The 26,312-nt window shown below is 72.0% G+C and carries 23 protein-coding genes; 12 read left to right on the plus strand and 11 right to left on the minus strand.

The window, feature by feature from the left end; translation table 11 throughout:
• Positions 1 to 198: 198 nt before the first annotated feature.
• From rpoC to C1N71_RS12245, 7 genes are all read right to left on the minus strand, one after another.
• Positions 199 to 4,086, minus strand: coding sequence for a DNA-directed RNA polymerase subunit beta' (gene rpoC, locus C1N71_RS12215; protein WP_137756657.1), 3,888 nt, complete (start codon positions 4,084 to 4,086; stop codon positions 199 to 201).
• Between the two features lie 36 nt (positions 4,087 to 4,122).
• A complete protein-coding gene (gene rpoB / locus C1N71_RS12220; protein WP_137756658.1) occupies positions 4,123 to 7,704 on the minus strand; it encodes a DNA-directed RNA polymerase subunit beta in 3,582 nt (1,193 codons plus the stop codon).
• Between the two features lie 109 nt (positions 7,705 to 7,813).
• A complete protein-coding gene (locus C1N71_RS12225) occupies positions 7,814 to 8,368 on the minus strand; it encodes a hypothetical protein (RefSeq protein ID WP_137756659.1) in 555 nt (184 codons plus the stop codon).
• Positions 8,356 to 8,958 (minus strand): hypothetical protein, encoded by a 603-nt coding sequence (locus C1N71_RS12230; RefSeq protein WP_137756660.1) that lies wholly within the window; start codon positions 8,956 to 8,958, stop codon positions 8,356 to 8,358. The genes C1N71_RS12225 and C1N71_RS12230 overlap by 13 nt, the downstream gene beginning before the upstream one ends.
• Positions 8,955 to 9,500 carry a hypothetical protein gene (locus C1N71_RS12235; RefSeq protein ID WP_137756661.1) on the minus strand — a complete coding sequence of 182 codons (546 nt, stop codon included), beginning with the start codon at positions 9,498 to 9,500 and terminating at the stop codon, positions 8,955 to 8,957. Before C1N71_RS12235 ends, C1N71_RS12230 begins: the two co-directional genes overlap by 4 nt.
• An 83-nt stretch (positions 9,501 to 9,583) precedes the next feature.
• Positions 9,584 to 10,726: a hypothetical protein gene (locus C1N71_RS12240; protein WP_137756662.1), complete on the minus strand. Its 1,143-nt coding sequence runs from the start codon at positions 10,724 to 10,726 to the stop codon at positions 9,584 to 9,586.
• Complete coding sequence (locus C1N71_RS12245; RefSeq protein ID WP_137756663.1) at positions 10,726 to 10,962, minus strand: hypothetical protein; 237 nt, start codon at positions 10,960 to 10,962, stop codon at positions 10,726 to 10,728. The genes C1N71_RS12240 and C1N71_RS12245 overlap by 1 nt, the downstream gene beginning before the upstream one ends.
• A gap of 166 nt (positions 10,963 to 11,128) precedes the next feature.
• On the opposite strand from C1N71_RS12245, the gene C1N71_RS12250 reads away from it, so the two are divergent.
• The 9 genes from C1N71_RS12250 (at position 11,129) to C1N71_RS12290 (ending at position 20,513) form a co-directional block, all read left to right on the plus strand.
• Positions 11,129 to 11,962, plus strand: a complete 834-nt coding sequence (locus C1N71_RS12250; protein ID WP_441297071.1) for a spermidine synthase — start codon at positions 11,129 to 11,131, stop codon at positions 11,960 to 11,962.
• Between the two features lie 95 nt (positions 11,963 to 12,057).
• A complete protein-coding gene (locus C1N71_RS12255; protein WP_137756664.1) occupies positions 12,058 to 12,696 on the plus strand; it encodes a hypothetical protein in 639 nt (212 codons plus the stop codon).
• 422 nt (positions 12,697 to 13,118) lie between these two features.
• On the plus strand, positions 13,119 to 14,294 hold the full coding sequence (locus C1N71_RS12260; protein WP_137756665.1) for a polyamine ABC transporter substrate-binding protein: 1,176 nt from the start codon (positions 13,119 to 13,121) through the stop codon (positions 14,292 to 14,294).
• 2 nt (positions 14,295 to 14,296) lie between these two features.
• Complete coding sequence (locus tag C1N71_RS12265) at positions 14,297 to 15,433, plus strand: ABC transporter ATP-binding protein (RefSeq protein WP_137756666.1); 1,137 nt, start codon at positions 14,297 to 14,299, stop codon at positions 15,431 to 15,433.
• Positions 15,430 to 16,368 carry an ABC transporter permease gene (locus tag C1N71_RS12270; protein ID WP_175414206.1) on the plus strand — a complete coding sequence of 313 codons (939 nt, stop codon included), beginning with the start codon at positions 15,430 to 15,432 and terminating at the stop codon, positions 16,366 to 16,368. The genes C1N71_RS12265 and C1N71_RS12270 overlap by 4 nt, the downstream gene beginning before the upstream one ends.
• Positions 16,365 to 17,228: an ABC transporter permease gene (locus C1N71_RS12275; protein ID WP_254677998.1), complete on the plus strand. Its 864-nt coding sequence runs from the start codon at positions 16,365 to 16,367 to the stop codon at positions 17,226 to 17,228. Before C1N71_RS12270 ends, C1N71_RS12275 begins: the two co-directional genes overlap by 4 nt.
• A 64-nt stretch (positions 17,229 to 17,292) precedes the next feature.
• Complete coding sequence (locus tag C1N71_RS12280; RefSeq protein ID WP_254677999.1) at positions 17,293 to 18,933, plus strand: amidohydrolase; 1,641 nt, start codon at positions 17,293 to 17,295, stop codon at positions 18,931 to 18,933.
• A 300-nt stretch (positions 18,934 to 19,233) separates the two neighbouring features.
• Positions 19,234 to 19,683 carry a SprT-like domain-containing protein gene (locus tag C1N71_RS12285; protein ID WP_137756667.1) on the plus strand — a complete coding sequence of 150 codons (450 nt, stop codon included), beginning with the start codon at positions 19,234 to 19,236 and terminating at the stop codon, positions 19,681 to 19,683.
• The gene (locus tag C1N71_RS12290) at positions 19,680 to 20,513 is read left to right on the plus strand and encodes a spermidine synthase (protein ID WP_137756668.1); all 834 of its coding nucleotides are present in this window, start codon (positions 19,680 to 19,682) and stop codon (positions 20,511 to 20,513) included. The genes C1N71_RS12285 and C1N71_RS12290 overlap by 4 nt, the downstream gene beginning before the upstream one ends.
• Positions 20,514 to 20,520: 7 nt before the next feature.
• On the opposite strand, the gene C1N71_RS12295 is transcribed toward C1N71_RS12290, so the two are convergent.
• Both C1N71_RS12295 and C1N71_RS12300 read right to left on the minus strand, forming a co-directional pair.
• Positions 20,521 to 20,967 (minus strand): hypothetical protein, encoded by a 447-nt coding sequence (locus tag C1N71_RS12295; RefSeq protein ID WP_137756669.1) that lies wholly within the window; start codon positions 20,965 to 20,967, stop codon positions 20,521 to 20,523.
• A gap of 88 nt (positions 20,968 to 21,055) precedes the next feature.
• Complete coding sequence (locus C1N71_RS12300) at positions 21,056 to 21,595, minus strand: NUDIX hydrolase family protein (protein WP_137756670.1); 540 nt, start codon at positions 21,593 to 21,595, stop codon at positions 21,056 to 21,058.
• Positions 21,596 to 22,028: 433 nt separating this feature from the next.
• On the opposite strand from C1N71_RS12300, the gene C1N71_RS12305 reads away from it, so the two are divergent.
• Positions 22,029 to 22,460 (plus strand): YdeI/OmpD-associated family protein, encoded by a 432-nt coding sequence (locus C1N71_RS12305; RefSeq protein ID WP_137756671.1) that lies wholly within the window; start codon positions 22,029 to 22,031, stop codon positions 22,458 to 22,460.
• Entirely contained in the window at positions 22,457 to 23,116 is a 660-nt protein-coding gene (locus C1N71_RS12310; protein ID WP_254678000.1) for an alpha/beta hydrolase, read from the plus strand. Before C1N71_RS12305 ends, C1N71_RS12310 begins: the two co-directional genes overlap by 4 nt.
• A gap of 250 nt (positions 23,117 to 23,366) precedes the next feature.
• On the opposite strand, the gene C1N71_RS12315 is transcribed toward C1N71_RS12310, so the two are convergent.
• Together C1N71_RS12315 and C1N71_RS12320 are read right to left on the minus strand one after the other, a co-directional pair.
• Positions 23,367 to 24,077 carry a LysR family transcriptional regulator substrate-binding protein gene (locus C1N71_RS12315; protein ID WP_137756672.1) on the minus strand — a complete coding sequence of 237 codons (711 nt, stop codon included), beginning with the start codon at positions 24,075 to 24,077 and terminating at the stop codon, positions 23,367 to 23,369.
• Positions 24,074 to 25,090: a GNAT family N-acetyltransferase gene (locus C1N71_RS12320; protein ID WP_137756673.1), complete on the minus strand. Its 1,017-nt coding sequence runs from the start codon at positions 25,088 to 25,090 to the stop codon at positions 24,074 to 24,076. The genes C1N71_RS12315 and C1N71_RS12320 overlap by 4 nt, the downstream gene beginning before the upstream one ends.
• 331 nt (positions 25,091 to 25,421) lie before the next feature.
• Between C1N71_RS12320 and C1N71_RS12325 the strand changes: the two genes are divergently transcribed.
• Entirely contained in the window at positions 25,422 to 26,312 is an 891-nt protein-coding gene (locus C1N71_RS12325) for a carbohydrate ABC transporter permease (RefSeq protein ID WP_254678170.1), read from the plus strand.

Here is a 26,312-nt window from a genome sequence, read left to right on the forward strand (position 1 = left end):
TGCGGCCGGGTCGGGTGCGTCACGACGCGCGGGGTCCGAGCGCCGACGCAGGTCTCGTGACGCGTGCTCGCATCCGCTCACGCGCTCCTCGACCAGCTGCAGAGCGGCGAGCCCCGAGGAGAAGGGCAGCCGCGCGCCCGAGACGCCGAAGGGGCCGTGCCTCGCGGCACGGCCCCTTCGGATGAGGGATCGGATCGATCAGCGGTACACGCCGGGCTCGTCGCCGAACGCGTCACCCGAGGTGAACGAGTCGAAGTCGACGAAGTCCAGGTCGCCGTCGCCGAACGACGACGAGTCGCCGAACAGACGGTTCGGGTAGCGCTCGGCCTTCGCCTCCTCCGTGGCCTCGACCTCGACGTCGCGGTAGCGCGACAGGCCGGTGCCCGCGGGGATGAGCTTGCCGATGATGACGTTCTCCTTGAGGCCGACGAGGGAGTCCTTGCGGCCGTTGAGCGCGGCCTCCGTGAGCACCTTCGTCGTCTCCTGGAACGAGGCGGCCGACAGCCACGACTCCGTCGCGAGCGACGCCTTCGTGATGCCCATGACCTCCTGGCGGGCCGACGCGGTCTTCTTGCCCGACGTCAGCGCCGCGCGGTTGAGCTCGTTGTACCGCGAACGGTCGACGAGCTCTCCCGGCAGCAGGTCGGTCTCGCCGTGATCGACGACGGTGACCTTGCGGAGCATCTGACGGACGATGACCTCGATGTGCTTGTCGTGGATCGGCACGCCCTGCGAGCGGTACACGTCCTGCACGCCGGACACCAGGTGCTTCTGCACCTCGCGCACGCCGCGCACGCGCAGCACCTCCTTCGGGTCGACCGTGCCGACCTGGAGCTGCTCGCCCTGCTCGACGTGGTCGCCGTCCTGCACCATGAGCGTCGCACGACGCAGCACCGGGTAGGCGATCTCGTCGCTGCCGTCGTCGGGGACGATGACGATGCGCTTGGACTTGTCGTCCTCCTCGATGCGCACGCGGCCAGCGGCCTCGGCGATCGGGGACGCGCCCTTGGGCGTGCGGGCCTCGAAGAGCTCCGTCACGCGGGGCAGACCCTGCGTGATGTCGCTCGCACCCACCGAGCCACCCGTGTGGAACGTGCGCATCGTGAGCTGCGTGCCGGGCTCGCCGATCGACTGTGCGGCGATGATGCCGACCGCCTCGCCGATGTCGACGAGCTTGCCCGTCGCGAGCGAGCGGCCGTAGCAGGCCGCGCACACGCCGGTGGTCGACTCGCAGGTCAGGACCGAGCGGACCTTGACCTCCTCGACGCCGGCCGCGATGACCGCGTTGATCTGCACGTCGCCGAAGTCCGAGCCCGCGACCGCGAGCACCGTGCCGTCGGGGGCGACGACGTCGGTGGCCAGCGTGCGCGCGTAGACCGAGGACTCCACGTTCTCGCCGCGCACCAGCACGCCGTCGACCATCTCGGCGATGGGCATGTCGAGGCCCTTCTCCGTGCCGCAGTCCTCCTCGCGGATGATGACGTCCTGCGACACGTCGACGAGTCGACGCGTGAGGTAGCCGGAGTCCGCGGTGCGGAGGGCGGTGTCGGCCGAGCCCTTGCGGGCACCGTGCGTGGCGATGAAGTACTCCGCCACCGACAGCCCCTCGCGGTACGAGGAGATGATCGGACGGACGATGACCTCGCCCTTCGGGTTCGTCACGAGTCCGCGCATGCCGGTGATGTTGCGGACCTGGATCCAGTTGCCGTTGGCGCCTGCCGTGACCATGCGGTAGATCGAGTTGCCCTCGTCGAACGCGGCCTGCGTCGCCTTCTGCACGTCGTTCGTCGCGTTCGTCCACAGCTCCGTCAGGTCCTGACGACGCTCGGCGTCCGAGATGAAGCCGTTGTCGTACTGGTCCTGGATCTTCTGCGCCGCGACCTCGGCCTTGGAGACGATCTCCTTCTTCTCCGCCGGCGTGATGACGTCGGAGAGGGCGACCGAGATGCCCGAGCGCGTGGCCCAGTGGAAGCCGGCGTCCTTGATCTTGTCGAGCGTCTCCGCCACGACGACCTTCGGGTACCGCTCCGCGAGCGCGTTGACGATCTGCGAGATGACCGGCTTGGTCGTCGCCTCCTGCACGAACGGGAAGTCCGCAGGCAGCGTCTCGCTGAAGAGCGCACGACCCAGCGACGTCTCGAGCAGGAACGGCTCGCCGTCGACGAAGCCCTCCGGCCGGTCGGCGTCGCGGAAGTGCAGACCCTCCATGCGGATCTTCACGAGCGCGCCCAGGTCGAGCGTGCCCTGGTCCATCGCCATGATCGCCTCGGCGACCGACGCGAACGCACGGCCCTCGCCCGTCGCGCCCGGCTTCACCGTCGTGAGGTGGTGCAGTCCCGACACGATCTCGTGCGTGGGCAGCGTCACCGGACGGCCGTCGGACGGCTTCAGGATGTTGTTCGAGGCGAGCATGAGCACGCGAGCCTCGGCCTGCGCCTCCACCGAGAGGGGAAGGTGCACGGCCATCTGGTCGCCGTCGAAGTCGGCGTTGAACGCCGAGCACACGAGCGGGTGCAGCTGGATCGCCTTGCCCTCGACGAGCAGCGGCTCGAACGCCTGGATGCCGAGACGGTGCAGCGTGGGCGCACGGTTCAGCAGCACGGGGCGCTCGGCGATGATCTCCTCGAGCACGTCCCACACCTGCGGCTTCGCCCGCTCCACCATGCGCTTGGCGTGCTTGATGTTCTGCGAGTGCTGCAGGTCGATGAGGCGCTTGATGACGAACGGCTTGAACAGCTCGAGCGCCATCTGCTTGGGCAGGCCGCACTGGTGCAGCTTGAGCTGCGGGCCGACGACGATGACCGAGCGGCCCGAGTAGTCGACGCGCTTGCCGAGCAGGTTCTGACGGAACCGGCCCTGCTTGCCCTTCAGCATGTCCGAGAGCGACTTCAGCGCGCGGTTGCCGGTGCCCGTGACGGGACGGCCGCGACGGCCGTTGTCGAACAGGGCGTCGACCGCCTCCTGCAGCATGCGCTTCTCGTTGTTCACGATGATCTCGGGAGCACCGAGGTCGAGCAGGCGACGCAGGCGGTTGTTGCGGTTGATGACGCGACGGTAGAGGTCGTTCAGGTCGGAGGTCGCGAAGCGGCCACCGTCGAGCTGCACCATCGGACGCAGCTCCGGCGGGATGACCGGGACGACCTCGAGCACCATGGCAGCCGGGTTCGTGCCCGTCTGCAGGAACGAGTTCACGACCTTGAGGCGCTTGATCGCACGGATCTTGCGCTGGCCCTTGCCCTCGGCGATCTCGAGGTGGAGGCGCTCGGCCTCCGCCGCGAGGTCGAACGACTCGAGGCGACGCTTGATCGCCTCGGCGCCCATGTAGCCCTCGAAGTAGTCGCCGAAGCGGTCGACGAGCTCGTGGAAGACGGCGTCCTCGGGCTTGAGGTCGCCGACCTTCAGCGAGCGGAAGTCGTCGAACACGCGCTCGAGGTGCGCGATCTGCTCGTCGGTGCCCTTGCGGATCTGCGCCATCTCGCGCTCGCCCGCGTCGCGGACCTTGCGCTTCTGGTCGGCCTTCGCGCCCTCCTCCTCGAGCTGGGCGACGTCGGTCTCCAGCTGCTGGAGGCGCTCGGCGATGGCCGCGTCGCGGCGCTTCTCGAGCTCCGCCATCTCGAGGCGGATCTCCTGCTCGATGCCGGGCAGGTCCTCGTGACGGCCGTCCTCGTCGACCTCGATGATCATGTACGCGGCGAAGTAGATGACCTTCTCGAGGTCCTTCGGCGCCATGTCCAGGAGGTAGCCGAGGCGGCTGGGCACGCCCTTGAAGTACCAGATGTGCGTGACGGGGGCGGCGAGCTCGATGTGGCCCATGCGCTCGCGGCGCACGGACGACTTCGTGACCTCGACACCGCAGCGCTCGCAGACGATGCCCTTGAAGCGCACGCGCTTGTACTTGCCGCACGAGCACTCCCAGTCCCGCGAGGGACCGAAGATCTGCTCGCCGAACAGCCCGTCCTTCTCGGGCTTCAGCGTGCGGTAGTTGATGGTCTCCGGCTTCTTCACCTCGCCGTACGACCACTTGCGGATGTCCTCCGCCGTGGCCAGGCCGATCCGGAGCTCATCGAACGTGGTTGCGTCGATCAATGTTGTTCCCTTGGCTGAATCTTCGTGGGCGCCGGATCAGATCTCGTCGATCGACGAGAGCTCCGGGCGCGAGATGTTGATGCCGAGCTCCTCGGCGGTGCGGAGCGCCTCGTCCTCGTCGTCACGCAGCGTGACGACCTCGCCGGCGGCGTTGAGCACCTCGACGTTCAGGCAGAGCGACTGCATCTCCTTCATGAGCACCTTGAAGGACTCGGGGATGCCGGGGTCGTGGATGTTCTCGCCCTTGACGATGGCCTCGTACACCTTCACGCGGCCGACGATGTCGTCGGACTTGACCGTGAGGAGCTCCTGGAGCGTGTAGGCCGCGCCGTATGCCTCGAGCGCCCACACCTCCATCTCGCCGAAGCGCTGACCGCCGAACTGCGCCTTCCCACCCAGCGGCTGCTGCGTGATCATCGAGTACGGGCCCGTCGAGCGCGCGTGGATCTTGTCGTCGACGAGGTGGTGCAGCTTCAGGATGTACATGTAGCCGACCGAGATCGGGTACGGGTACGGCTCGCCCGAGCGACCGTCGAACAGTCGGGCCTTGCCCGAGCCGTCGATGAGGCGGTCGCCGTCGCGCGTCGGGAGCGTCGAGTCGAGCAGACCGATGATCTCCTCCTCGGTCGCGCCGTCGAACACGGGGGTGGCGACCTTCGTGCCGGGGCCGGCCTTCAGGATCTCCTTGGGCAGGTTCTTCGCCCACTCCGCCTTCGCGTCGGCGTCCCAGCCCGTCGCCGCGATCCACCCGAGGTGGGTCTCGAGCACCTGGCCGAAGTTCATGCGCTTCGGGATGCCCAGCGGGTTCAGGATGATGTCGACCGGCGTGCCGTCGGGGAGGAACGGCATGTCCTCCTCGGGCAGGATCTTCGCGATGACGCCCTTGTTGCCGTGACGGCCGGCGAGCTTGTCGCCCTCGGTGATCTTGCGCTTCTGCGCGATGTAGACCACGACCTTCTCGTGCACGCCCGAGCCGAGCTCGTCGTCGCCGTCCTCCGCGTTGAAGTGCTTCACCGCGATGACGGTGCCCTGCTCGCCGTGGGGCACCTTGAGCGACGTGTCGCGCACCTCGCGGCTCTTCTCGTTGAAGATCGCGCGGAGCAGGCGCTCCTCGGCCGACAGCTCGGTCTCGCCCTTCGGCGTGACCTTGCCGACGAGGATGTCGCCAGGGCCGACCTCGGCGCCGATGCGGATGATGCCGCGCTCGTCGAGGTCCGCGAGCAGGTCGAGGCTCACGTTGGGGAGGTCACGGGTGATCTCCTCCTTGCCGAGCTTCGTGTCGCGCGCGTCGACCTCGTACTCCTCGATGTGGATCGACGAGAGCACGTCGTCCTTCACGAGGTTCTGGCTGAGGATCATCGCGTCCTCGTAGTTGTGGCCCTCCCACGGCATGAACGCCACGAGGAGGTTCTTGCCGAGCGCCAGCTCGCCGTTCTCGGTCGCGGGACCGTCGGCGAGCACCTGACCGGCCTCGACGCGGTCGCCCGCCGACACGATGACGCGCGTGTTGTACGAGGTGCCCTGGTTCGAGCGGTCGAACTTGCGCAGGTAGTAGTCCTGCGTGCCGCCCTCGTCGAGCTGGATCGTCACGACGTCGGCCGAGACCTCCGCCACGACGCCCGCCTTCTCGGCGGTCACGACGTCGCCGGCGTCGATGGCCGCGAAGCCCTCCATGCCGGTGCCGACGAGCGGCGCGTGGCTGCGGAGCAGCGGCACGGCCTGACGCTGCATGTTCGCACCCATGAGGGCGCGGTTCGCGTCGTCGTGCTCGAGGAACGGGATGAGGCTCGTCGCGACCGACGCCATCTGGCGCGGCGAGACGTCCATGTAGTCGACGTCCTCGGGGGCGATGAGCTCGACCTCGCCGCCCTTCTTGCGGACGAGGACGCGCTCGGAGGTCAGCTTGCCCTTCGCGTCGAACGGCGAGTTCGCCTGCGCGATGACGTGCTCGTCCTCCTCGGAGGCGGTGAGGTAGTCGATCTGCTCGGTGACGACGCCGTCGACGACGCGACGGTACGGCGTCTCAATGAAGCCGAACGCGTTGATGCGGCCGAACGTCGCGAGGCGACCGATGAGGCCGATGTTCGGGCCTTCCGGCGTCTCGATCGGGCACATGCGGCCGTAGTGCGAGGGGTGCACGTCGCGCACCTCGACGCCGGCGCGCTCGCGGCTGAGGCCACCGGGGCCGAGCGCCGACAGCGTGCGCTTGTGGGTCAGGCCCGCGAGCGGGTTGTTCTGATCCATGAACTGCGACAGCTGCGACGTGCCGAAGAACTCCTTGATCGCCGCCGACACGGGGCGGACGTTGATCAGGGTCTGCGGCGTGATCGCCTCGATGTCCTGCGTCGACATGCGCTCGCGGACCACGCGCTCCATGCGGGCGAGGCCCGTGCGCACCTGGTTCTGGATGAGCTCGCCGACCGCGCGGATGCGACGGTTGCCGAAGTGGTCGATGTCGTCGGTGTCGAGGCGCACGTCGACCGGCTCGCCCTTGCGGGTCCCCGCCATCGTCTCCTCGCCGGCGTGCAGCGCGACGAGGTACTTGATCGTCGCGACGATGTCGGCGACCGACAGCACCGAGTCGCTCATGGGCACGTCGATGCCGAGCTTCCGGTTCAGCTTGTAGCGGCCGACCTTCGCGAGGTCGTAGCGCTTCGGGTTGAAGTAGAAGTTGTCGAGCAGCGCGCGCGCGGCCTCGGCGGCGACCTGCTCGCCCGGACGCAGCTTGCGGTAGATGTCGCGGAGAGCGTCCTCCTTCGACATCACCGGGTCCTTCTCGAGCGTCGCGAGGATCGACTCGTAGCCGGCGAACTCGCGGGCGATGTCCTCGGTCTCGAGGCCGAGGGCCTTGAGGAAGACCGTGACGGACTGCTTGCGCTTGCGGTCGATGCGCACGCCGACGGCGTCGCGCTTGTCGATCTCGAACTCGAGCCACGCGCCGCGGCTCGGGATGATGCGCGCGGAGTAGACGTCCTTGTCGGACGTCTTCTCGGGGGTGCGCTCGAAGTAGACGCCGGGCGAGCGGACGAGCTGGGACACGACGACACGCTCGGTGCCGTTGATGATGAACGTGCCCTTCTCGGTCATGAGCGGGAAGTCGCCCATGAAGACCGTCTGCGACTTGATCTCGCCGGTCTCGTGGTTCATGAACTCGGCGGCCACGTAGAGGGGCGCCGCGTACGTCTTCGAGCGCTCCTTGCACTCGTCGATCGTGTACTTGGGCTCCTCGAGGCTCGGCTCGGAGAAGGAGAGCTGCATCTTCTCGCCGAGGTCCTCGATGGGCGAGATCTCCTCGAAGATCTCCTCGAGGCCCGACTGGCGGGAGACGTCGTCGCGTCCCTCCGCGTCGGCGGCCGCGAGCCGGTCCTGCCAGCCCTTCGAGCCGATGAGCCACTCGAAGCTCTCGGTCTGGAGCGCCAGCAGGTCGGGGACCGTCAGGGTCTCGGGGATCTTCGCGAAGCTCAGTCGGGCGGCGCTGCGCCCGGTGATGGCATCTGCCAAGGTGACTACCTCCGTGCCGCATGCGGGTTGCAGCCGCTGCGGGTCGACGTCGTAAGGTGAGTTGCCATCCGGCCCCGTGAAGCGCGTGAGCGCACGCCGACCGCAATATGAGGGCATGGGGAAGCCAGAGGCAAAGTCCCACGATACGCCCCGCGCGTGTCGGGTGTCCACTCCCGGCGTGTCCTGGTAGGCGCGGATGCGTGCGCTCGCGGCGAACGCGGCCGGGTCAGGCGTCGACGCCGAGCGCCAGGAAGAGGGCCGCGAACGCCGCCGACGCGCGTGCGAGCCGCGGCGGCTCGGGATGCATCGCCTCGAGCGTCACGCGCGTGCCGCTCGCGACGCCGCTCCAGCGCAGCACGCCGAGCGCGACGCCGTCCTGCGTCTCGCCGACGCCCACCGAGTGGAACGCAGCCGCGAGTCGCGGATGCTCGACGCCGAGCATGCGTTGGACCACGCCCGTGCGCAGGCCGACGAGGGCGAGGTCGCCGGGATCCTCGCCCTCGTCGTCCGCGGCGCGCACGTGGCCGACGACGAGGGTGCCCGTGCCCGGCGCCGTGTGCCACACCCGCGCCACGACGTCGGCGGACGGCACCGGCAGCGCTGCCACGGTCGCCGCCATCGCTCGCCAGCGCTCACGGTCGTCGACCACGTCGCCCGCGAGCGCGTCGCCGACGTCGTGCGCCCACTGCTGCTCCGACGTCCACCGCTCGGCGGGGAAGTCGAGGGGCACCCACGCCCAGTCGTCCTGCCGCACCGACGCGGCGACCGTCACACCCGCCATCGGAACGTCTCCGCGATGCTGTCGACGAGCCGCGTGAACGCCTCGAGCGCCGGGCCGCCCTCCTCGACCCCGGGATGCACGATCGCGGCGCGCACGAGGGCGCCGCGACGCGCATCGGGGATCGGAAAGGGGAAGAGGTAGGAGATGTGGCGCGACGGCGCGTCGCCCGCCTCGTCGCTGGGAGCGACCTCCTGGATCCATCGAAGGACGGGACCGACCTCGGTCTCGATGCGCTCCACGTCGGACGACACCCGCGCACGCAGGTCGGTCTCGAGGTCGCCGGAGCGCGACGCCCACGGCATGACGACGATCGAGATCGGCGTGCCGCCCTCGATGCTCGGATCGATCGGCATGGAGATCGCGAACGCTCGCTGCTGCTCGAGCCTGCGCCACTGCGCCCGCACCATCGAGCGCGCCAGCCCCTCGACGTCCGGACGACCGTGGGGTCGCAGCCGCTCGGTCAGCGCTGCCTCGAGGCTGCGCCGTCCGGCCTCGTCGGCCGTGAATCGACGCCACGACGGCGGCACGAGGAGCGTGAAGCCGCGCGGCTCGGGTCCGGCGGCGGCCATCAGCTCGTCACGAAGGCTCACGAGGCGGGTCCTCGCTGGGCGGTGCGTCGGCGCGCCGCCCTCGTGATGCGCGACGAACGCACGAACGTCGCGACGACCAGCGCAGCCATGACCGGCGTCAACGCCGCGTGCCATCCGATCGTCGTGCCCGCGCGCGCCGCGTCGTCGTTCCAGGTGATCGGCAGCCCCGACGCGTCGCCGAACCACGTGGCGAAGGCCAGCGGCGCGAGGACGAAGGCCGTGAAGCCCAGCGCCGCGAGCACCGGCACGTCCATCTGCGCGCTGCGCTCGTCGGCGAGCACCATCATCGCCGCGAGCAGCCCGATGCCGATGGCCGTCGCGAGCAGCATCGCCCACGCCGGCACGTCGACGATCGGCCAGGCCAGCAGCGCTCCATCGCGGGCCCCGTCCGTGCGACCGATCCGCCAGCCCGCGAACGCCATGTGCGAGAAGACGTGCAGCAGCATGGCTGCGATCATCGCGACCGAGGCGACGACGAACGTGCGGCGGACGACGCCGAACGGGCCGGGCACCTTCGCGAGCATCGGTCGATGCACGGGCACCCAGCGAGCCATCGACGTCCCCCGTTCGTCGCGTCCCAGCCTATCCGGCGCCCGCGTCGGCACCTCGGCCTCGACAGGGCGGGTCACGGTCGTCCGAAGGACGGCAGCAGACCGAGGTTGCCGAGGACCGCGGTGCCCTGCACGGCCGACCACTCGACGAGCGCGGGCGCGTTGAGGCCGAGCGCGGCGACGTCGTCGCCGATCATCGTGCCGAGCGTTCGCGTGAGGTTCGGCCCGCCCTCGGCGCCGAGGCGCACGAGGTCGTCGGCGTACTGCGAGAGCCGTGCCACGTCGTCCCCGTACTGGATGCCGACGAGCGCGCTGCGCGGCGACAGGATCGAGGGGAGCCGCGTCACCCCTGCGGGGGCGTTCGGTGCGAGCCGGGCGATGGTCGAGACCTCGTCGAGGGTGCTCAGCCCCGGGGCCGCGCGCGTGAAGACGCCGCCCATGCCGAGCGTGACGAGGCCGAACGCGCTCAGCAGCACGTCGGACATCGACTTCTTGCCGTTCGCGTACAGGTACACGGTCCCTGCGAGGTGGATGGCGGAGAGCGCCATGGCCGACCAGAAGATGATCGACGCCCACGGCTTCGCGACGACGAAGAGCGCCACGACGGCGAGCACCACGATGACCCAGCCGATGATCGTGAGCGCGTCGGAGATCGCATCCCACCACGAGTCGTCGTTGTCGGCCGCGTCCATCGCCTCCGCGATGCCGTCTGCCGCGGTCTCGTAGGCGCTCGACCAGTCGTCGACGACCGTCTCCCACTGCGTCCACAGGGCGTCGCGCGTGCCCTCGACGGCGTCGATCGCCGACTGCGCCTCGCTCACGGCATCCGCCTGGTCCTCCACGGGGCTCATGAGCGCCGAGTCGCGATCGAGGAGCGCCTGCTGGTGGGCCGTCTCGGCGGTGCGCAGCTCGTCGGCGTTGCGGACGTACCAGAGCCGCGCCTCGAGGAGCTCGGCGGCGTAGGGCAGCAGCGCCTCACCCGTGCCCGCGTAGCGGATCGCAGCCTTGCGAAGATCCTCGACGACGCCCTCGGCCTCCTCTGCCAGCGCGTCGGTCCCCATGCTGCGGTGCACGTCCGAGTCCGCGACGTCCTGGAGCGCGTCGGCCGTGGAGCCCATCGTGGCACCGAGGTCGACGAACGCCTGCGCCGTGGTGCGGAGGGCACCGGGCTCGCCGTCGAACTGCTCGAGGGGGTACTGGAAGCGAGGGGACAGCATCAGCCCGCGTCCTCCATGGCGGCGGTCGCCTCGGTCTCCCAGTCGTTCCAACCCGTGACGATGCCGTCGATGCGCTCGTGCACGCTCTGCAGGCGCTCGCGCAGGTCGTCGCGATTCGACGACCAGTTGGCCTCGAACCACCCCACGCGATCGCGAAGCCTCCCGCGACCATGCGGGTTGCCGACCGACTCCTCGAGGTCGTCGTTGGTCGAGGCCGAGTCCTCGAACTCGTCCATCGCGGCGCGGAGTCCATCGCGAGCGGCGGTGAGCCTCGCCCTGTCGAGCATGACGTCCAGCACTCGTCGTCGCTCCTCGCGGCTCGTGGGTGTCCCTCGACCGTAGGAGATGAGACTGGACGTCGCCATGGGGAGGACTGCCGAGGGACCCTGCGATGCTGGATGCGTGACCGGACTCCCGTCGACGACGCTCTCGAACGGCATGCACGCCGAGATGCGGTTCTCGGGCGACGGTGGCTACCAGCTCGTCGTCGACGGCACGCCCCAGTCGCACGTCGATCCCGAGCGGCCGCAGCTGCTCGTCTACGAGTACGTCCAGCGCATCGGGCACGTGCTCGACGCCATGCGCCCGGGGCCGCTCACGGCGCTGCACCTCGGGGCCGGCGCCCTGACGCTCCCCCGCTACGTCGCCGCGACGCGTCCCGGCTCGCGGCAGCAGGTGATCGAGCTCGAGCCCGGCATCGTCGAGATCGTGCGGGAGGTCGCGCCGCTGCCGCGCGAGGCGAGCATCCGCATCCGATACGGGGACGCGCGCGCGGTGCTCGAGCGCCTGCCCGCCGGGCTCACGGGGGCGTGCGACCTCGTCGTCGTCGACGTGTTCGCCGGCTCGCAGACGCCCGCGCACGTCACGTCGCTCGAGTTCCACGAACGGCTGCGCGCGCTGCTCGCACCGGGCGGCGTGCTGTGCGTCAACCTCGCGGACGGCCGCGAGCTGCGGTTCGTGCGCTCGCAGCTCGCGACGCTCGCGCACGTGCACGCGCACCTCGCGGCGATCGCCGACACGGGCTTCCTCAAGGGACGCCGGTACGGCAACCTCGTCGCCGTCGCCTCCGACGAGCCGCTGCGGCTCGACGGCGTGCCGGCGGCGCTGCAGCGCGACCCGTGGCCGGCGAAGGTCGTCGAGGGCGACGAGCTGCGGCGCTTCGCGTCGAGCGGCGCGATCGTGACCGACGCGACGGCGCTGCCCTCCCCGCCGCCGAGCCGCTCGGTCTTCGGCTGACGCGACGCGCCGACGCCCGCGGCCGCGTCGGCGAGTCGCGCACGCGCCGGGCGATGCGCACGGATCGCGTCGGTGGTCGGGTGCAGGATGTGCCCATGCATGCGGTGCTCGGCTTCGACGTGACGACGTTGCGTCCCACGGTCGACGTCGCCGCCGCGACGGCCCGCATCGACGAGATCGGGCTCTCGCGGGCGATGGCCGATCTCGCGGAGCGCGCGTGGCTGCTGCTCGCGGTCGGCCGGGTCGACGAGGCGGCGGGCAGCGCCGCGCGCGCGCTCATGGTCGCCCGGGCAACGGGCGACCGGCGCGAGAGCGCCCGCATGCGCCTCCTGCGCGCCGCGGTCGCCGTCGCGGGCGGGCGCCTCCCCGCGGCGCTGCGCGACTGCGACTCCGTCGTCGACGAGGCGCGCGCGTCGGGGTGGAGCGCCGTGCTGGCCGAGGCGCTCCACGAGCGCGGCGTCGCCCGCTTCGCGGCGCAGCGGTGGCGCGAGGCGGCGGACGACCTCGCCGAGTCGCTCGCGCTGCTGCGCGACGCGGACGCGACGGCGCGCGAGCTCGCCGCATCCACGGCGGTGGACGGCGACTCGGGCGAGCGCGCCGACGAGGACGCCGCCCGCGCCGAGGCGATCGACGCCGCCGAGGTGTCGCTGCTCGTCGCGCTCGACCGCGCCGACCGCGCAGAGGGCGCCGTGGGTCGCGCGCGGCCGACGCATCCGCTCTTCGGCACGCGCTGAGGCTGGGGCTCCGGCCGCGCAGCGGGTGGAGGGGACGCACCCTCCGAGACGGCTGATCGCTGCGCTCGCCGCGTCCTCGGGCGTCGCGCGGCGAGGAGCCGTCACGAGACCCGCGCCGTCGACGGATGTCGTGCTCTGCGACGCTCCGCGGAGGTCGGCGGGTCTCGTGACGCGGAGACGCTGCGCGACTGCGCTCCGCGACCGGCCGGTGCGCAGCGGTCGAGACGCCGACGCCGTCCCCCGGATCGGCGTCTCGACCGCCGTCGGCGACGGAATGCGTCGCCTATGTTGCACACCGGTCACGGATCGGTGACGATCCGGGCGCCCGGCGACCGTTTCCATTGCCCTGGGCGCGATGGTCGACCTACGCTCACGGGAAACCGAGCGCCTCCCCGCGCGGCGCCCAGCCCCAAGGAGCACCGATGGCACGACGACCCATCCGCATCCTCGCGAGCCGCGCAGGCTCGCGCGCGATCACGAGCGAGCTCACCCGCCGCGGCTTCCTGGCCGTCGCCGCCGGCTCGGGCGCGACCGCCTTCCTCGCCGCCTGCTCGGGTCCGTCGACGAGCGACGCCCCCGCCGCCACCGGCGGCGCGCTCGAGGATGCGCTCGCCATCTACACGTGGGGCGACTACGACGCCCCCGAGACGCTCACCGACTTCACCGCCGAGCAGGGCCCGCAGATCACGCTCGACTCCTACTCGTCGAACGAGGAGATGATCGCGCGCCTCGTCGCCGCGAACGGCACCTCCGGCTTCGACATCATCGTGCCGACGGGCGTCTTCATCCCGCAGCTCATCGAGCAGGGGCTCGTGCAGGAGCTGAACCTCGACCTCATCCCGAACCTGTCGAACCTCGACCCCGCGTTCGCCGGCCAGGACTGGGACCCGGAGAACCGCTACTCGATCTGCAAGGACTGGGGCACGACGGGCTTCGTGTTCGACTCCACCGTCATCACGCGCGACCTGCAGACGTGGGAGGACTTCCTCGACGCAGCGCAGAACGAGGCGAGCGGCCGCACGAGCCTGCTCGACGCACCCGAGGACCTCACGGGACTGTACTTCTGGTCGAACGGCATCCCGTGGACCACGACCGATGAGGCCGACCTCGACGCCGCCGAGGACTTCCTCGTGAACACGCTCGCGCAGCACATCTCGGCCTTCGACTCGTACCCGGGCTCCGGCGCGATGCAGCAGGGCACGCAGGTGCTCATGCAGGCGTGGAACGGCGACGCCCGACTGGGCATCCTCGAGTCGGACGACCCCGACCGCTGGCAGTGGCGGCTCGGCGCGCCCGACACCGAGCTGTGGATGGACAACTGGTGCATCCCCACCGGGGCACCCCACCCCGAGGCCGCGCACGCCTTCATCGACTACGTGCTCGACCCGACGGTCTCGCTGCAGGAGCTCGACTACATCGGCTACCACACGGGCGTCGCCGGCATCGAGGAGGCGGCGATCGCCGAGGGCCTCGAGCGCACCGACATCGTCTTCTTCACCGAGGAGCAGCTCGCGACGATGCACAACGGCGAGGTCAACGAGGCGCAGCCGCGCGGCGTCGAGATCTGGAACGCCATGAAGGCCGCGGCGGGCCAGTAGGGATGACCGACACCGCAGCCCAGGCAGCCCTGCACGCCGCCGCCGAGGCGCGCGCGGGCGACGTCACGATCTCGGGCGTCACGAAGCGCTACGGCGACCAGACGGCCGTCGACGGCCTCGACCTGCACATCGCGCAGGGCGAGTTCCTCTCGCTGCTCGGCCCCTCCGGCTGCGGCAAGACGACGACGCTGCGCATGATCGCCGGCTTCGAGGAGCCCGACGCCGGCGACATCCGCATCTCGGGCGCCTCCGTCGTGGGCGTGCCGCCGCACCGCCGCAACGTCAACACCGTCTTCCAGCAGTACGCCCTGTTCCCGCACCTCACCGTCGCCGAGAACGTCGCCTTCGGGCTGCGTCGTGCACGCGTGCCGCGCGCCGAGATCGGCGACCGCGTCGTCGAGGCGCTCGACATGGTGCGGATGCGCGGGTTCGCCGACCGCCGCCCCACGGCCCTCTCCGGTGGTCAGCAGCAACGCATCGCGCTCGCGCGGGCGCTCGTGAACCGACCGTCGGTGCTGCTGCTCGACGAGCCGCTGTCGGCGCTCGACCGGCAGCTGCGCGAGGAGATGCAGGTCGAGCTCAAGCTGCTGCAGGCGCGGCTCGGCACCACGTTCGTCTTCGTGACGCACGACCAGGGCGAGGCGCTGTCGATGAGCGATCGCATCGCGGTCATGCGCGCGGGGCGCATCGAGCAGCTCGCCGACGCCGACACCGTCTACGGCAGCCCCGCATCCGCATACGTCGCAGGATTCATCGGCAGGCAGAACTTCTTCGCCGGCACCGCCGCAGGCAGCCTCGTGGAGGCCGACGGCCTCACGCTGCGCGGCACGGCATCCCTCGTCGACGGCACGGCGGTGCGCGCGGCCATCCGCCCCGAGGCCGTGCGCCTCGCGCTCGGCGAGGAGCCCGGCGAGAACCGGCTCGTGGGCAGGCTCGTCGGCATCAGCCACCTCGGCGAGTCGATGCAGTACATCGTCGAGGCCGGCAGGCACTCGGTCGTCGTGCTGACGCCGCGTCCGAGCGCGCCGAGCGTGCAGCCCGGCGACGCGGTGACGCTCGCCTGGGATGCGGGCGACGTCGCGGTCTTCCCCGACGACCGGTCGCAGCCGGCGCCCGAGACGGCCTCGGCGGCGTCGTGACCGCGACGGCCCCCGCGCCCGCGGCGCCCGCATCCGCGCCCCCCGCACGTCGCCGCCTGCGCGCGCCCGCCTTCCTGCTCGCGCTGCCCGCGTGGTTCTGGCTGCTCGTGTTCTTCGTCGCACCCGTCGGGCTCGTGCTGTTCTACTCGTTCGGCTACAAGCCGAGCCTCTTCGAGACCGTCGCGACCGACCGCCTCTCGTTCGACCGCTACGTCGAGGCGCTGTCACCGACCTTCGCCTCCGTCTTCGCCAGCACCCTGTGGGTCGGCGTCGTCGGCACCGTGCTGTGCCTCGCGATCGCGATGCCCGCCGCGTACTGGATCGCGACGAAGGTGCCCGCGCACCGCCGCGGTCTCATGCTCGGTCTCGTGCTCGTGCCCTTCTGGACGAACTTCCTCGTGCGCACGATCGGCTGGCGCGTCATGCTCGCGCCCGAGGGCTTCCTGTCGGAGTGGATGGTCGGGCTCGGGCTGCCGCCCATCGACCTCCTCAACACGCGCGCGGCCGTCGTCATCGGCGTCGTCTACAACTACCTGCCGCTCATGATCCTGCCGCTGTACGTCGCGTTCGATCGCGTCGAGGGGCCGCTGCGCGAGGCGAGCAAGGACCTCGGCGCCGACCGCGTGCGCACCTTCCTCACCGTGACGCTGCCGCTCGCGCGCCCCGGCATCGTCGCGGGCGTGCTGTTCGTCTACATCCCGCTCATGGGCGACTACATCACGGCGACCGTGCTCGGCGGCGCCCAGGGCACCATGGCGGGGCAGCTCGTCGCGAGCCAGTTCCAGACGGCGCAGAACTGGGCGCTCGGCTCGGCGATGGCCGTCGTGCTCATCGTCACGACCGTGCTGTCGGCCGTGGTCGCCGCGGGCCTGCTGTGGCTCGTCACCTGGCCGCTGCGGCTGTCGCAGCGGCTGCGCATCGGAGCGGCGTCGTGACCGCCCCCGCCGCGCGCCGTCGTCGCAGGCCCGTGACGGACGTGCTGCTGTCGGTGTGGGGCTGGCTCGTCATGGCGTTCCTCTTCGCGCCGATCCTGGTGATCGTCGTCTACTCGTTCAACGAGGGGCGACTGCTCGCGTCGTGGGACGGCTTCGGGTTCTCCGCCTACGAGGCGGCGTTCGCGAACCGGCAGATCGTCGCGACGGTGCTCGTGACGATCCGCGTCGCCATCTGGTCGGCGCTCGTCGCGACGGTGCTCGGCACGATGGCGGGCATCGCGCTCGCGAGGCGCCCCGGTCGCTGGACGGTGTGGTTCACGGCGCTGCTGCTGCTCGTGACCGTGACGCCCGAGATCGTGGATGCCGTCGCGCTCCTGCCGTGGTTCGTGCAGCTGGGCACCGAGCTCGGCATCACGGTGCTCAACGACGGCATCGTGCGGCTCGCGATCGGCTCGTCGCTGTTCTCCACCGCGGTCGTCGCGTACCTCGTGCGCTCGCGGCTCGTCGGCATGGACGAGCACCTCGAGCAGGCGGCCGCCGACCTCTACGCGACGCCCGTGCAGGCGCTCACACGCGTGACGCTGCCGCTCACGGCACCCGCCGTGCTGTCGGGCTTCCTGCTGTCGTTCACGCTCAGCCTCGACAACACGATCATCGCGGCGTTCGTCTCGGTGCAGGGATCCACGCCGTGGCCCGTCTACATCCTCGGATCCGTGCGCTCGGGGCTGCGGCCCGAGATCGCGGCGATGTCGACCGTGATGCTCGTGCTCACGCTGCTCGTGCTCGTGCTCGTCGCGATCGTGCTGCGGCGCTCGGGCGACTCGACGGCGCAGATCGCCCGCACGATGACCGGCGGCTGAGGCCGCGCACCCATTCGACGCGATCGCGAGCGCGGTCGCCGCTGCAGGACGGAAGGCACGCACCGTGGTCGACGCGATCTTCACGAACGGACCCATCTTCACCGCGGACGCCGCGCGCTCGTGGGCGACGAGCCTCGCGATCGCCGGCGACCGCATCGTCGCGGTCGGCCACGACGAGGTGCTCGAGCTGCGCACGAGCACGACGGAGGTCGTCGACCTGCGCGGCAGGCTGCTGACGCCCGGCTTCGTCGACAGCCACGTGCACCCCGCGTGGGGCGGGCTCGACATGCTCCGCTGCGACCTGTCGGGCACGGCGATCGACCGGGATGCCTACCTCGCGGCCATCGCCGACTACGTCGCCGCGCATCCCGACGAGCCGTGGCTGCTCGGCGGCGGCTGGGCGATGGCGGCGTTCCCCGGCGGCACGCCGCTCGCCGCGGACCTCGATCGGATCGTGCCCGACCGACCCGCGTTCCTCACGAACCGCGACGGGCACGGCGCATGGGCGAACGCGGTGGCGCTGCGCATGGCGGGCATCGACGCGTCGACGCCCGATCCCGCCGACGGGCGCATCGAGCGGCTCGCCGACGGCACGCCGAGCGGCACCCTCCACGAGGGCGCGATGACGCTCGTGAACCGGCTCATCCCCGTCGAGTCGCCCGAGCGGATGCGCGAGGCGTTGCGCGTGGCGCAGCGGTACCTGCACTCGCTGGGCGTCGTCGGCTGGCAGGACGCGATCCTCGGCGACTACGGGGATGCGCCGAACCCGGGTCCGACGTACCTTGCCCTCGCCCGGTCCGGCGAGCTGACGGCGCGCGTGCGCGGCGCGCTGTGGTGGGAGCGCGGCCGCGGCGTCGAGCAGATCCCCGAGCTCGTCGAGCGCAGGGATGCGTGGTCGGCGGGGACGTTCGCGGCCACGAGCGTGAAGATCATGCAGGACGGCGTCGCCGAGAACTTCACGGCGGGCATGCTCGAGCCGTACTGCGACGGCCACGGCCACGCGACGGCGAACGACGGGCTCTCCTTCCACGACCCCGCGGTGCTCGCGGAGGCGCTGCCCGCGCTCGAGCGGCTCGGCTTCCAGGCGCACTTCCACGCGATCGGCGACCGCGCGGTGCGCGAGTGCCTCGACGCCGTCGCCGCGGCGCGCGCCGCGAACGGCCGGGTGGACTCGCGCCCGCACATCTCGCACATCCAGGTCGTGCATCCCGACGACCGCGGGCGCTTCCGCGAGCTCGGCGTCGCCGCGAACATGCAGATGCTCTGGGCGGTGCTCGAGGATCAGATGGTCGAGCTCACGATCCCGTTCCTCGGCGGCGAGGACGCGGCGCGCGTGTCGTGGCAGTACCCGTTCGCGTCGCTCACCGCCGCGGGCGCCGTGCTCGCCGCCGGCTCGGACTGGTCGGTCTCGACGCCCGATCCGTGGGCCGCGATCCACGTCGGCGTCACCCGGACCGAGCCGGGCTCTCGAGGGATGCGGCCGTTCCTGCCCGAGCAGGCGCTGCCGCTGTCGACGGCGCTCGCCGCCTACACGGCCGGCTCGGCGTGGGTGAACCGCTGGGAGTCGGGCGTGCTGGCTCCCGGGCGCCTCGCCGACCTCGCCGTCGCCTCCCGCGACCCGTTCGCGGGCGACGTCGACGAGATCGGCGACACGACGAACGACGAGACCTGGGTCGGCGGCCGTCGGGTGTTCGTGCGGGAGTGACGCCCGCCACGCGCGCCCACCGCCCGCCGGTGCTGACCGATCGCTGGAGTGGTCGCTCGATGTCGGTGAGTGGTCGGCAGATGTCGCCGACACGCCGCTCGGGCGGCATCTGCTGACCACTGTCGAGCCTGACGAGGTGACTGGGCGCCCTCGTGGTCACCGCGTCACCGTCGACGCCGCGCGTCGCGGCGGCGCTGCCGCAGCGGCGGTGCGTCGGCGGTCGGTGCGACGATGGATGCGTGGGGATGCGGGGCTCAGCGCGATCGGCGCGGTGCGGCGCGCGAGGACGGCGTGCGGCGCATGGCTGATCTCGCTCGTGTGCGGGTGTGGGCGGAGTCGCTCATCCGCATCCACCTCGACGACTCGTGGTCGTTCGGCTTCGACCACGCGAAGCGCCGCGCGGGGCTCACGGATCATGCGCGGCATCGCATCTCGGTCTCGCGGCATCTCGCCGCACGCTACGAGGACGACGAGGTCCACCAGATCCTGCTGCACGAGGTCGCGCACGCGCTCGCGGGCTTCGACGCCGGCCACGGGCCGCGCTGGCGCCGCGTCGCCCGCGACCTCGGCTACGAGGGCGGACGCCTGCACGATGGCGCGATCGCCTCGGAGCTCGCCCCGTGGGTCGGGCGCTGCCCGGCGGGCCACGTGCACCACCGCTTCCGTCGGCCGACGCGGGCGACGAGCTGCGGCCAGTGCTCGAAGCGCTTCGACGCGGCGCATCGCATCGCCTGGGAGCGCGTGCGATGAGCGGCGCGCCGCGGTCGTCGTGGTCGGCGACGCTCTCGAGCGGGCAGACCGCGTCGATCGTGGTGCTCGACGACGGCTGGGCGCTGGAGGTCGACGGCTTCCGCCAGTCGCACGTCGGCGACGACGCCGAACCCTCCCCGCATGCGACGGTTCGGTGGATGCTCGCGGCGCTCGCCGGTCCGCTCGGCGCCGAGGCGCCCGTGCGCCTCGCGCATCTCGGCGGCGCCGCGATGAGCCTGCCGCGGCAGGTCGCCCACGCGCGGCCCGACGCCGAGCAGGTCGTCGTCGAGCTCGAGCAGGCGATCGTCGACCTCGTCGTCACGCACGCGCCCCCGCCCGCCGGCGTGCGCGTCGTGGTCGGCGACGCGCGCGCATGGCTCGACGCCGCCGCGCCGGCATCGCTCGACGGGGTCGCGATCGACGTCTTCGCCGGCGGGCGCATCCCGCCCGCCTTCACGTCGCTCGAGTGCGCCCTCGCTGCGCGGGCGGCGCTCGACGCGCAGGGCGTGCTCGTCGTGAACGGCGTCGCCGGCCCCGAGCTCGGCTTCACGAGCGCGCACCTCGCAGCGCTCGAGGCGGCCTTCGCGCACGTCGCGCTCGTCGTGCAGGGATCCGTGCTGGCCGGCGCGCGGTTCGGCAACGCCGTGGTCGTCGCGAGCGACGCGCCCCTCGCCGCCGACCGCATCCGCGCCGCGCTCGCCGGCGACACCTCCCGTGGCGCCCTCGTCGCGGACGTGTCGCGCATCGTCGACGGTGCCGCGCCGCTGCGCGATGCGGATGCACGATGGTCGCCCGAGCCGATCCGATCGGCGGTCGTGCGACCCGACTGACGCCGCGTCAGACGGCGGCGGCGAGCTCGCGGCTCGCGCGCTCGGCGGTCACGAGGTGGCCCGTCGCGCCGCGCAGCGCGACCGCGGCCGCGCAGGCGACGGCCGCCTGCGGCGAGTGGAAGTCGATGCCGCGCTCGGCGAGCGCGTCGACGACGCGACCGGCGACGAGCGTGTCGGCCACGCTGACGCGCAGCGAGCCGTCGGGCCAGCGGTCGCCCGCCGCGGCGATCGTGATGGATGCGCGGCGACCGAGGCGCCCCTGCTCGGCGAGCACGATCTCGGCGACCTCGTCCGCCGTCTCGAGCGTGGCGGCGAGCACGAGCCCCGCGTCGGCGGCGCGCAGCGCGTCGCCCGACTCCCCTGCATCCGCGTCGGCGACGATCACGACGTCGGCGGGGTGGGCGCGCAGCGCCTGCACGCCCCACTCGAGCTGGATCTGGTAGTCGGCGGACACGGTCGCGAGCGTACGCGCGCGCCGCAGAGCCTGCGATGCGCGCGCGTCACGCGGCGTCATGCGCCGTCGCGACGTCCGTTCGCCGCGGTCAGCGCAGCGCGCCGAGGTGCGCGAGCGCCGAGCGCACGAGCGCGCCGCGGCCGCCCTCCATCTCGGAGGTCACGAGCTCGGAGGCCGCCTGGTCGGGCGTGAGCCACGTGAGCTCCAGCGCGTCCTGGCGCGGCTCGCAGGTGCCGGTGACGGGCACGATGAACACGAGCGAGACGGCGTGCTGCCGATCGTCGTGGTACATGCCGTCGCCGGGGATCGGCATGTACTCGGCGACGTGGAAGGGCGTCGGGCACGGCGGCAGCTGCGGGAACGCCATCGGGCCGAGGTCCTTCTCGAGATGCCGGTCGAGCGCGTCGCGCAGCGTCTCGCCGTGCATGACGCGGCCGGAGACGATCGTGCGCGCGATGGCGCCGGACGCGCCGACGCGCAGCAGCAGCCCGACGTCGGTCACGCGTCCCTGGCCGTCGAGGCGCACGGGCACGGCCTCCACGTAGAGCATGGGCAGCCGACGCCTCGCCTCGGCGAGGTCGTCGTCGCTCAGCCATCCGGGGTTGCGGTCGGGAGTGCGCACGGACATGCATCCATCGTGGCATCCCCCGCGCGGCGCGGGCCGTCATGGGCGATCGCGGCGCGCGGGGCGGCTCGCCGCGGGCAGGACTGGTCGCAGGTGCGCCGGACCGGTCGGCGATGCACCCGGGCCTGCTCGCAGGTGCACCGCACTGGTCGCAGATGCACCGGACCGGTCGCGGATGCACCGGTCACTGGTCGCGGTCGCGCCGAAGCTGCGACCAGTCCGGTGCGACTGCGACCAGTCACGCCATTCGTGACCGAGTGCGCAGGCGACGTTGGTCGCTCGCTGGTGCACCGAGCGACCGATCACCACCACGAGCGTCGAGTCGGCGGCAGGCGACGGCCCCGACGAGACGGGCGCCGGCTTCTCGCCTCGCCCGGCGGCCACGCATGCGGCCTATGCTGGCGCCGAGCGCCGCGGGCGCGCGAGAGGAGCGGCGATGCCCACCTTCACCACGACCCTGCTGAGCCAGGGCAACAACGTCGGCATCGAGGTGCCCGAGGACGTCGTGCTCGGCTTCGGCGTCGGCAAGCGCGTGCCCGTCGTCGTCACCCTGAACGGCCACGAGTACCCCTCGACGATCGCCGTCATGGGCGGGCGCTACCTCATCCCCGTCTCCGCGCAGGTCCGCAAGGACGCGGGGGTCACGGGTGGCGAGGAGCACCAGGTGACGCTCGAGCTCGACACGTCGAGCCGCGACACCCCCGTGCCCGACGACCTCGCGGCCGCACTCGACGCCGCGGGCGCGCGCGCCGCCTTCGATGCCCTCTCGCCGTCGAGGCGCAAGGAGCACGTGCGCCAGGTGGAGTCGGCGAAGGCCGAGGACACGCGGGCCAGGCGCGTCGCGAAGGTCGTGGAGTCGCTCGCGTGACAGGCGCGGAGGCGCAGCCCGTCCACGCGATCGACGCCGACGCCGTGCTGTGGCGCGACGCGATCGACGGTCGTGCCGGCAGCGACCTGCTCGTCGTGATGCACGGCATCGGCAGCCACGAGGGCGACCTCTTCGCGCTCGCACCCTTCCTGCCCGATCGGCTCACGATCGCCGCGCTGCGCGCTCCGCTGCGCTACGGAACCGGCTACGCCTGGTACGCCGCCGGCAGCCAGATGTCGACCGATGCGAGCCTCATCGACGCCTCGAGCCGCGGCGTGCTCGCCTGGCTCGACGGGCTGGAGGACGAGTTCCGCTCGGTCTCGCTGCTCGGCTTCTCGCAGGGCGGTGCCATGACGCTGCAGCTGCTGCGCCACGCGCCCGAGCGCTTCGCCGCCGTCGTGCAGCTGTCGGGATTCGTCTTCGCCGGCACGGCGCCCGGCGACGCGGCCCTCGCCGCGGCGGATCCGCGCGTGCCCGCCTTCCAGGCATCCGGATCCGCCGACGAGATGATCGCGCGCGACGCGACGAGCCGCACGACCGCGTGGATGCGCGAGCACACCGACGTCGAGGCGCACGAGTACGCCATGGGGCACTCGATCGTGCAGGAGGAGCTGCAGGACGTCGTCGCGTTCCTCGATCGGGTGCTGCCCGGCTGAGGGCTCGCGTCGCCGTCGCTGTCGGGGTCGGCGATCGGTCCACGTTCGGACCGATGAGCGACGCGCCACCGCAGGACGCGACCGATCACCGCACGACGCGGCCACGCGCCGTCTCGGGCGTGCAGCCTCGGTGCGGCTCGCCTCGAGGCTCGCTGCGCTCGCACCTCGACGAGCGGTCGCGCGGACGGAGCGTCGGGTGCCGGGCCGCGAGCGGCGGTCGGCTCGCGGAAGGTCGGCGAGCCCGCGGCTCCTAGCGCGACGAGCGAGCCGACCGGCCGCGCGTGATCGCGACGAGCGCCTGCACGTCGTCGGCGTCGCGCTCCTGCTGCCAGACGAGCGCGATCGTCGTCGGCGGGAGGTCGGCGACCGGCACGGCGGCGACGTCGCGTCGATGGTGCAGCCGAGCGAGCGACTGCGGCATCACGGCCACGCCCGCTCCCGACGCGACGACCTCGACGAGCTCCTGCCAGGTCATCGTGCCGCGCGCGATCGTCGACGCGTCGTCGAGGTCGGCCACGACGGCCGACTCGGCATCGGCGAGGGGATGCTCGCGCGGCACGACGACGAACGCGCGCTCGTCGTAGAGCCGGACGACGTGCAGCCCGCCCTCGTCGATCGGCAGCCGCACGATCGCAGCGTCCGCGTCGCCGGCGCGCAGCGCGTCGAGCTGCTGCTCGAGCGCGACCCGCTCGTGCTCCAGCGGCTGCGGCATCCGTTCGCCCCAGGCGCGGATCCAGCGCGCGGGCGTCGCGCCCTCGACGTACGTCAGGCGGAAGGGCTCGCGGGGCGCGGACGCGGCAGCGGGCTCGACCGTGCTGCGGGCGGATGCGGGACGCCGCACCCCGCCTGCCTTCGCGCCCGCGCCCTTCGCACCGCCGCCCTTCGCGCCGCCGCCCTGGGCGCGCGCTCCCGACGGCCGCCCGGGGCGGGCGGGCCGCGACGCGCGCCCGCGGGGGCTCACCAGGCGCGCTCCAGCACGACCGACTGCTTCGCCGTCGTGAAGCCGAGCCGTTCGTAGAGGCCGACGGCGCCCGTGGGCGACTCGGAGTCGACGTCGAGCACCGCCCGCTCGAGCCCCGCATCCCGTGCCGCCTCGAGGGTGCGCGTCAGCAGCCTCGGCGCGATGCCGAGCCCGCGGCGCTCGCGGATGACGCCGACGAGGGCGACGTAGACCGACGTGAATCCCGCGACCGCGGCGTCGTCGGGGTCGTGCTCGGCGAGGCAGAAGCCGACGATGCGGTCGCCCTCGACGGCGACGGCGGACAGGTCGGAGCGCAGGATGTCGCGGCCCACGAAGCGGCCCCAGCGCTCGGCCGTCGTCGGCTGCGAGCCCCAGTGGTCGCGGAAGGCGTCGTTGCGCGCGATGCGGCCCGCCTCGAAGAGGTCCGGCGTGAACGGCACGATCGTCAGCCCGCCGTCGTCGAGCGGCTCGATGGGCTGCGACAGGTCGCGATGCAGGTCGGTGAACCATCGCACCACGTCGTAGCCGGCGCTCGTGAGGAAGGGCACCGTCGCGTTCTCGGATCCGGCCCAGGCGTGGATCTGCGCGGGCAGCACGTCGTCGCCGTGCTCGCGCAGGCGCTGTACGGCTCGACGCTCCTCCCAGGCGAGCAGCGCGGCGCCGATCCCCTGCCTGCGAGCCTCAGGCACCACGGTGCCGCCGAGGAAGACGCGGCGCACGTCGGTCTGCCCGTCGGGCATCACGGCCGATCCGATCGCGACGATCGCGCCGTCCCGCTCGCCGACGACGAGGTCGCGCTCGACGTCGACGTGGCTCGCCGCGAAGTCGTCGACGATCTCCTGCAGCGGCACCTGGTACTCGGGGTGGTCGACGCGACCGGACAGGTTGGCCGCGACGTGCATCGCGGGCGCGTCCGCGACGGTCGGACGACGCCACGCGACGCCCGCGACCGGCTCCGGCAACCCGGGCTCGCCGAGGTCGGGGACGCGTGCGGAGATGGGGGCCGTGCTCATGCTCCGAGCCTACGGGCGCGCGGCCGTGCGGCCCGGCAGAGCAGCGGCCGCCCCGTCGACCCCCTGCGCCCGGGCGCAGCGTTCCTGCGCCGTGCACCCGGGCGCAGCGCTCCTACGCGAGAAGCGCTGCTCCTCGCAACCGCCTGCCGAGCGACGCCGAGCCGCTCCTACCGTCCGAGCAGCGGTGCCTCGGCGCCGCACAGCGGAAGGCGATGCGATGGCGGTGAGCGAGACGACGGCGACGACGGCGTCGGGCGACGACGGCGGACGACGAGCGGATGCGGGCGCGGCGCCGCCGGCGAGGCGCGAGCGACGCCCATGGCATCGGACGATGCGCGGCCGCGAGGCGATCGCCGGCTACCTCTTCATCTCGCCGTGGATCGTGGGCTTCCTCGTCTTCACCCTCGGCGCGATGGTCTACAGCCTCGTCATCTCGTTCTCGCGGTACCAGCTCGCCACGAACACGGCGACCCCCGTCGGCACCGCGAACTACGAGCGGCTCGTCGAGGATCCGATGGTCGCGACGGCGCTCGGCAACACGCTCTTCTACGCCGTGCTCGCGGTGCCGCTCGAGGTCGCCGTCGCATTGCTGCTCGCGCTGCTGCTCAACGGGGTCCGGAAGGGGTCCGGCCTCTTCCGCACGATCTTCTACCTGCCGAAGATGACGCCGACGGTCGCGACGGCATCCGTCTTCCTGCTGCTGCTGAACGGCAGTCAGGGCGCCATCAACCGCGGGCTCGCCGCGATCGGCATCGACGGGCCGCAGTGGCTCGTCGACCCGGCGTGGATCAAGCCGTCGATCGTGCTCATGACGATCTGGGGCGTGAGCGGCACGATGGTCATCTTCCTCGCCGCGCTGCAGCAGGTGCCGCGCGACCTCTACGAGGTGGCCGAGCTCGACGGCGCCGGGCCCGTGCGCCGCTTCTGGTCGATCACGCTGCCGATGATCTCGGGCGCGATCTTCTTCAACGTGCTCGTGCTCACGATCGCCGCGTTCCAGATCTTCGACCAGGCCTTCCTGCTCTTCCATCGCGACCAGGTGCAGGCGTCGTCCGACGCCTCCGTCTTCTACGCCATCTATCTCTTCCAGCAGGCCTTCCGGCAGTTCGACTTCGGCTTCGCCGCCGCGATGGCCTGGCTGCTGTTCGTCATCGTGCTGGCGATCTCGCTCATCCAGGTGAAGGTCGGCAACCGGTTCGTCTACTACGAGAGCGAGCGCTGA

Source organism: Agrococcus sp. SGAir0287, from assembly GCF_005484985.1.
Classification (GTDB): Bacteria; Actinomycetota; Actinomycetes; order Actinomycetales; family Microbacteriaceae; genus Agrococcus.

Excerpts from the sequence above, each read along its gene's own strand:
- C1N71_RS12285 (WP_137756667.1), top strand. The coding sequence starts at position 19,234 with ATGGCTGATCTCGCTCGTGTGCGGGTGTGGGCGGAGTCGCTCATCCGC.
- C1N71_RS12305 (WP_137756671.1), top strand. The coding sequence starts at position 22,029 with ATGCCCACCTTCACCACGACCCTGCTGAGCCAGGGCAACAACGTCGGC.
- C1N71_RS12290 (WP_137756668.1), top strand. The coding sequence starts at position 19,680 with ATGAGCGGCGCGCCGCGGTCGTCGTGGTCGGCGACGCTCTCGAGCGGG.
- C1N71_RS12225 (WP_137756659.1), bottom strand. The coding sequence starts at position 8,368 with ATGGCGGGTGTGACGGTCGCCGCGTCGGTGCGGCAGGACGACTGGGCG.
- C1N71_RS12240 (WP_137756662.1), bottom strand. The coding sequence starts at position 10,726 with ATGCTGTCCCCTCGCTTCCAGTACCCCCTCGAGCAGTTCGACGGCGAG.
- C1N71_RS12265 (WP_137756666.1), top strand. The coding sequence starts at position 14,297 with ATGACCGACACCGCAGCCCAGGCAGCCCTGCACGCCGCCGCCGAGGCG.
- C1N71_RS12320 (WP_137756673.1), bottom strand. The coding sequence starts at position 25,090 with ATGAGCACGGCCCCCATCTCCGCACGCGTCCCCGACCTCGGCGAGCCC.
- C1N71_RS12300 (WP_137756670.1), bottom strand. The coding sequence starts at position 21,595 with ATGTCCGTGCGCACTCCCGACCGCAACCCCGGATGGCTGAGCGACGAC.
- C1N71_RS12255 (WP_137756664.1), top strand. The coding sequence starts at position 12,058 with ATGCATGCGGTGCTCGGCTTCGACGTGACGACGTTGCGTCCCACGGTC.
- rpoB (WP_137756658.1), bottom strand. The coding sequence starts at position 7,704 with ATGCCCTCATATTGCGGTCGGCGTGCGCTCACGCGCTTCACGGGGCCG.
- C1N71_RS12325 (WP_254678170.1), top strand. The coding sequence starts at position 25,422 with ATGCGCGGCCGCGAGGCGATCGCCGGCTACCTCTTCATCTCGCCGTGG.
- C1N71_RS12245 (WP_137756663.1), bottom strand. The coding sequence starts at position 10,962 with ATGGACGAGTTCGAGGACTCGGCCTCGACCAACGACGACCTCGAGGAG.
- C1N71_RS12260 (WP_137756665.1), top strand. The coding sequence starts at position 13,119 with ATGGCACGACGACCCATCCGCATCCTCGCGAGCCGCGCAGGCTCGCGC.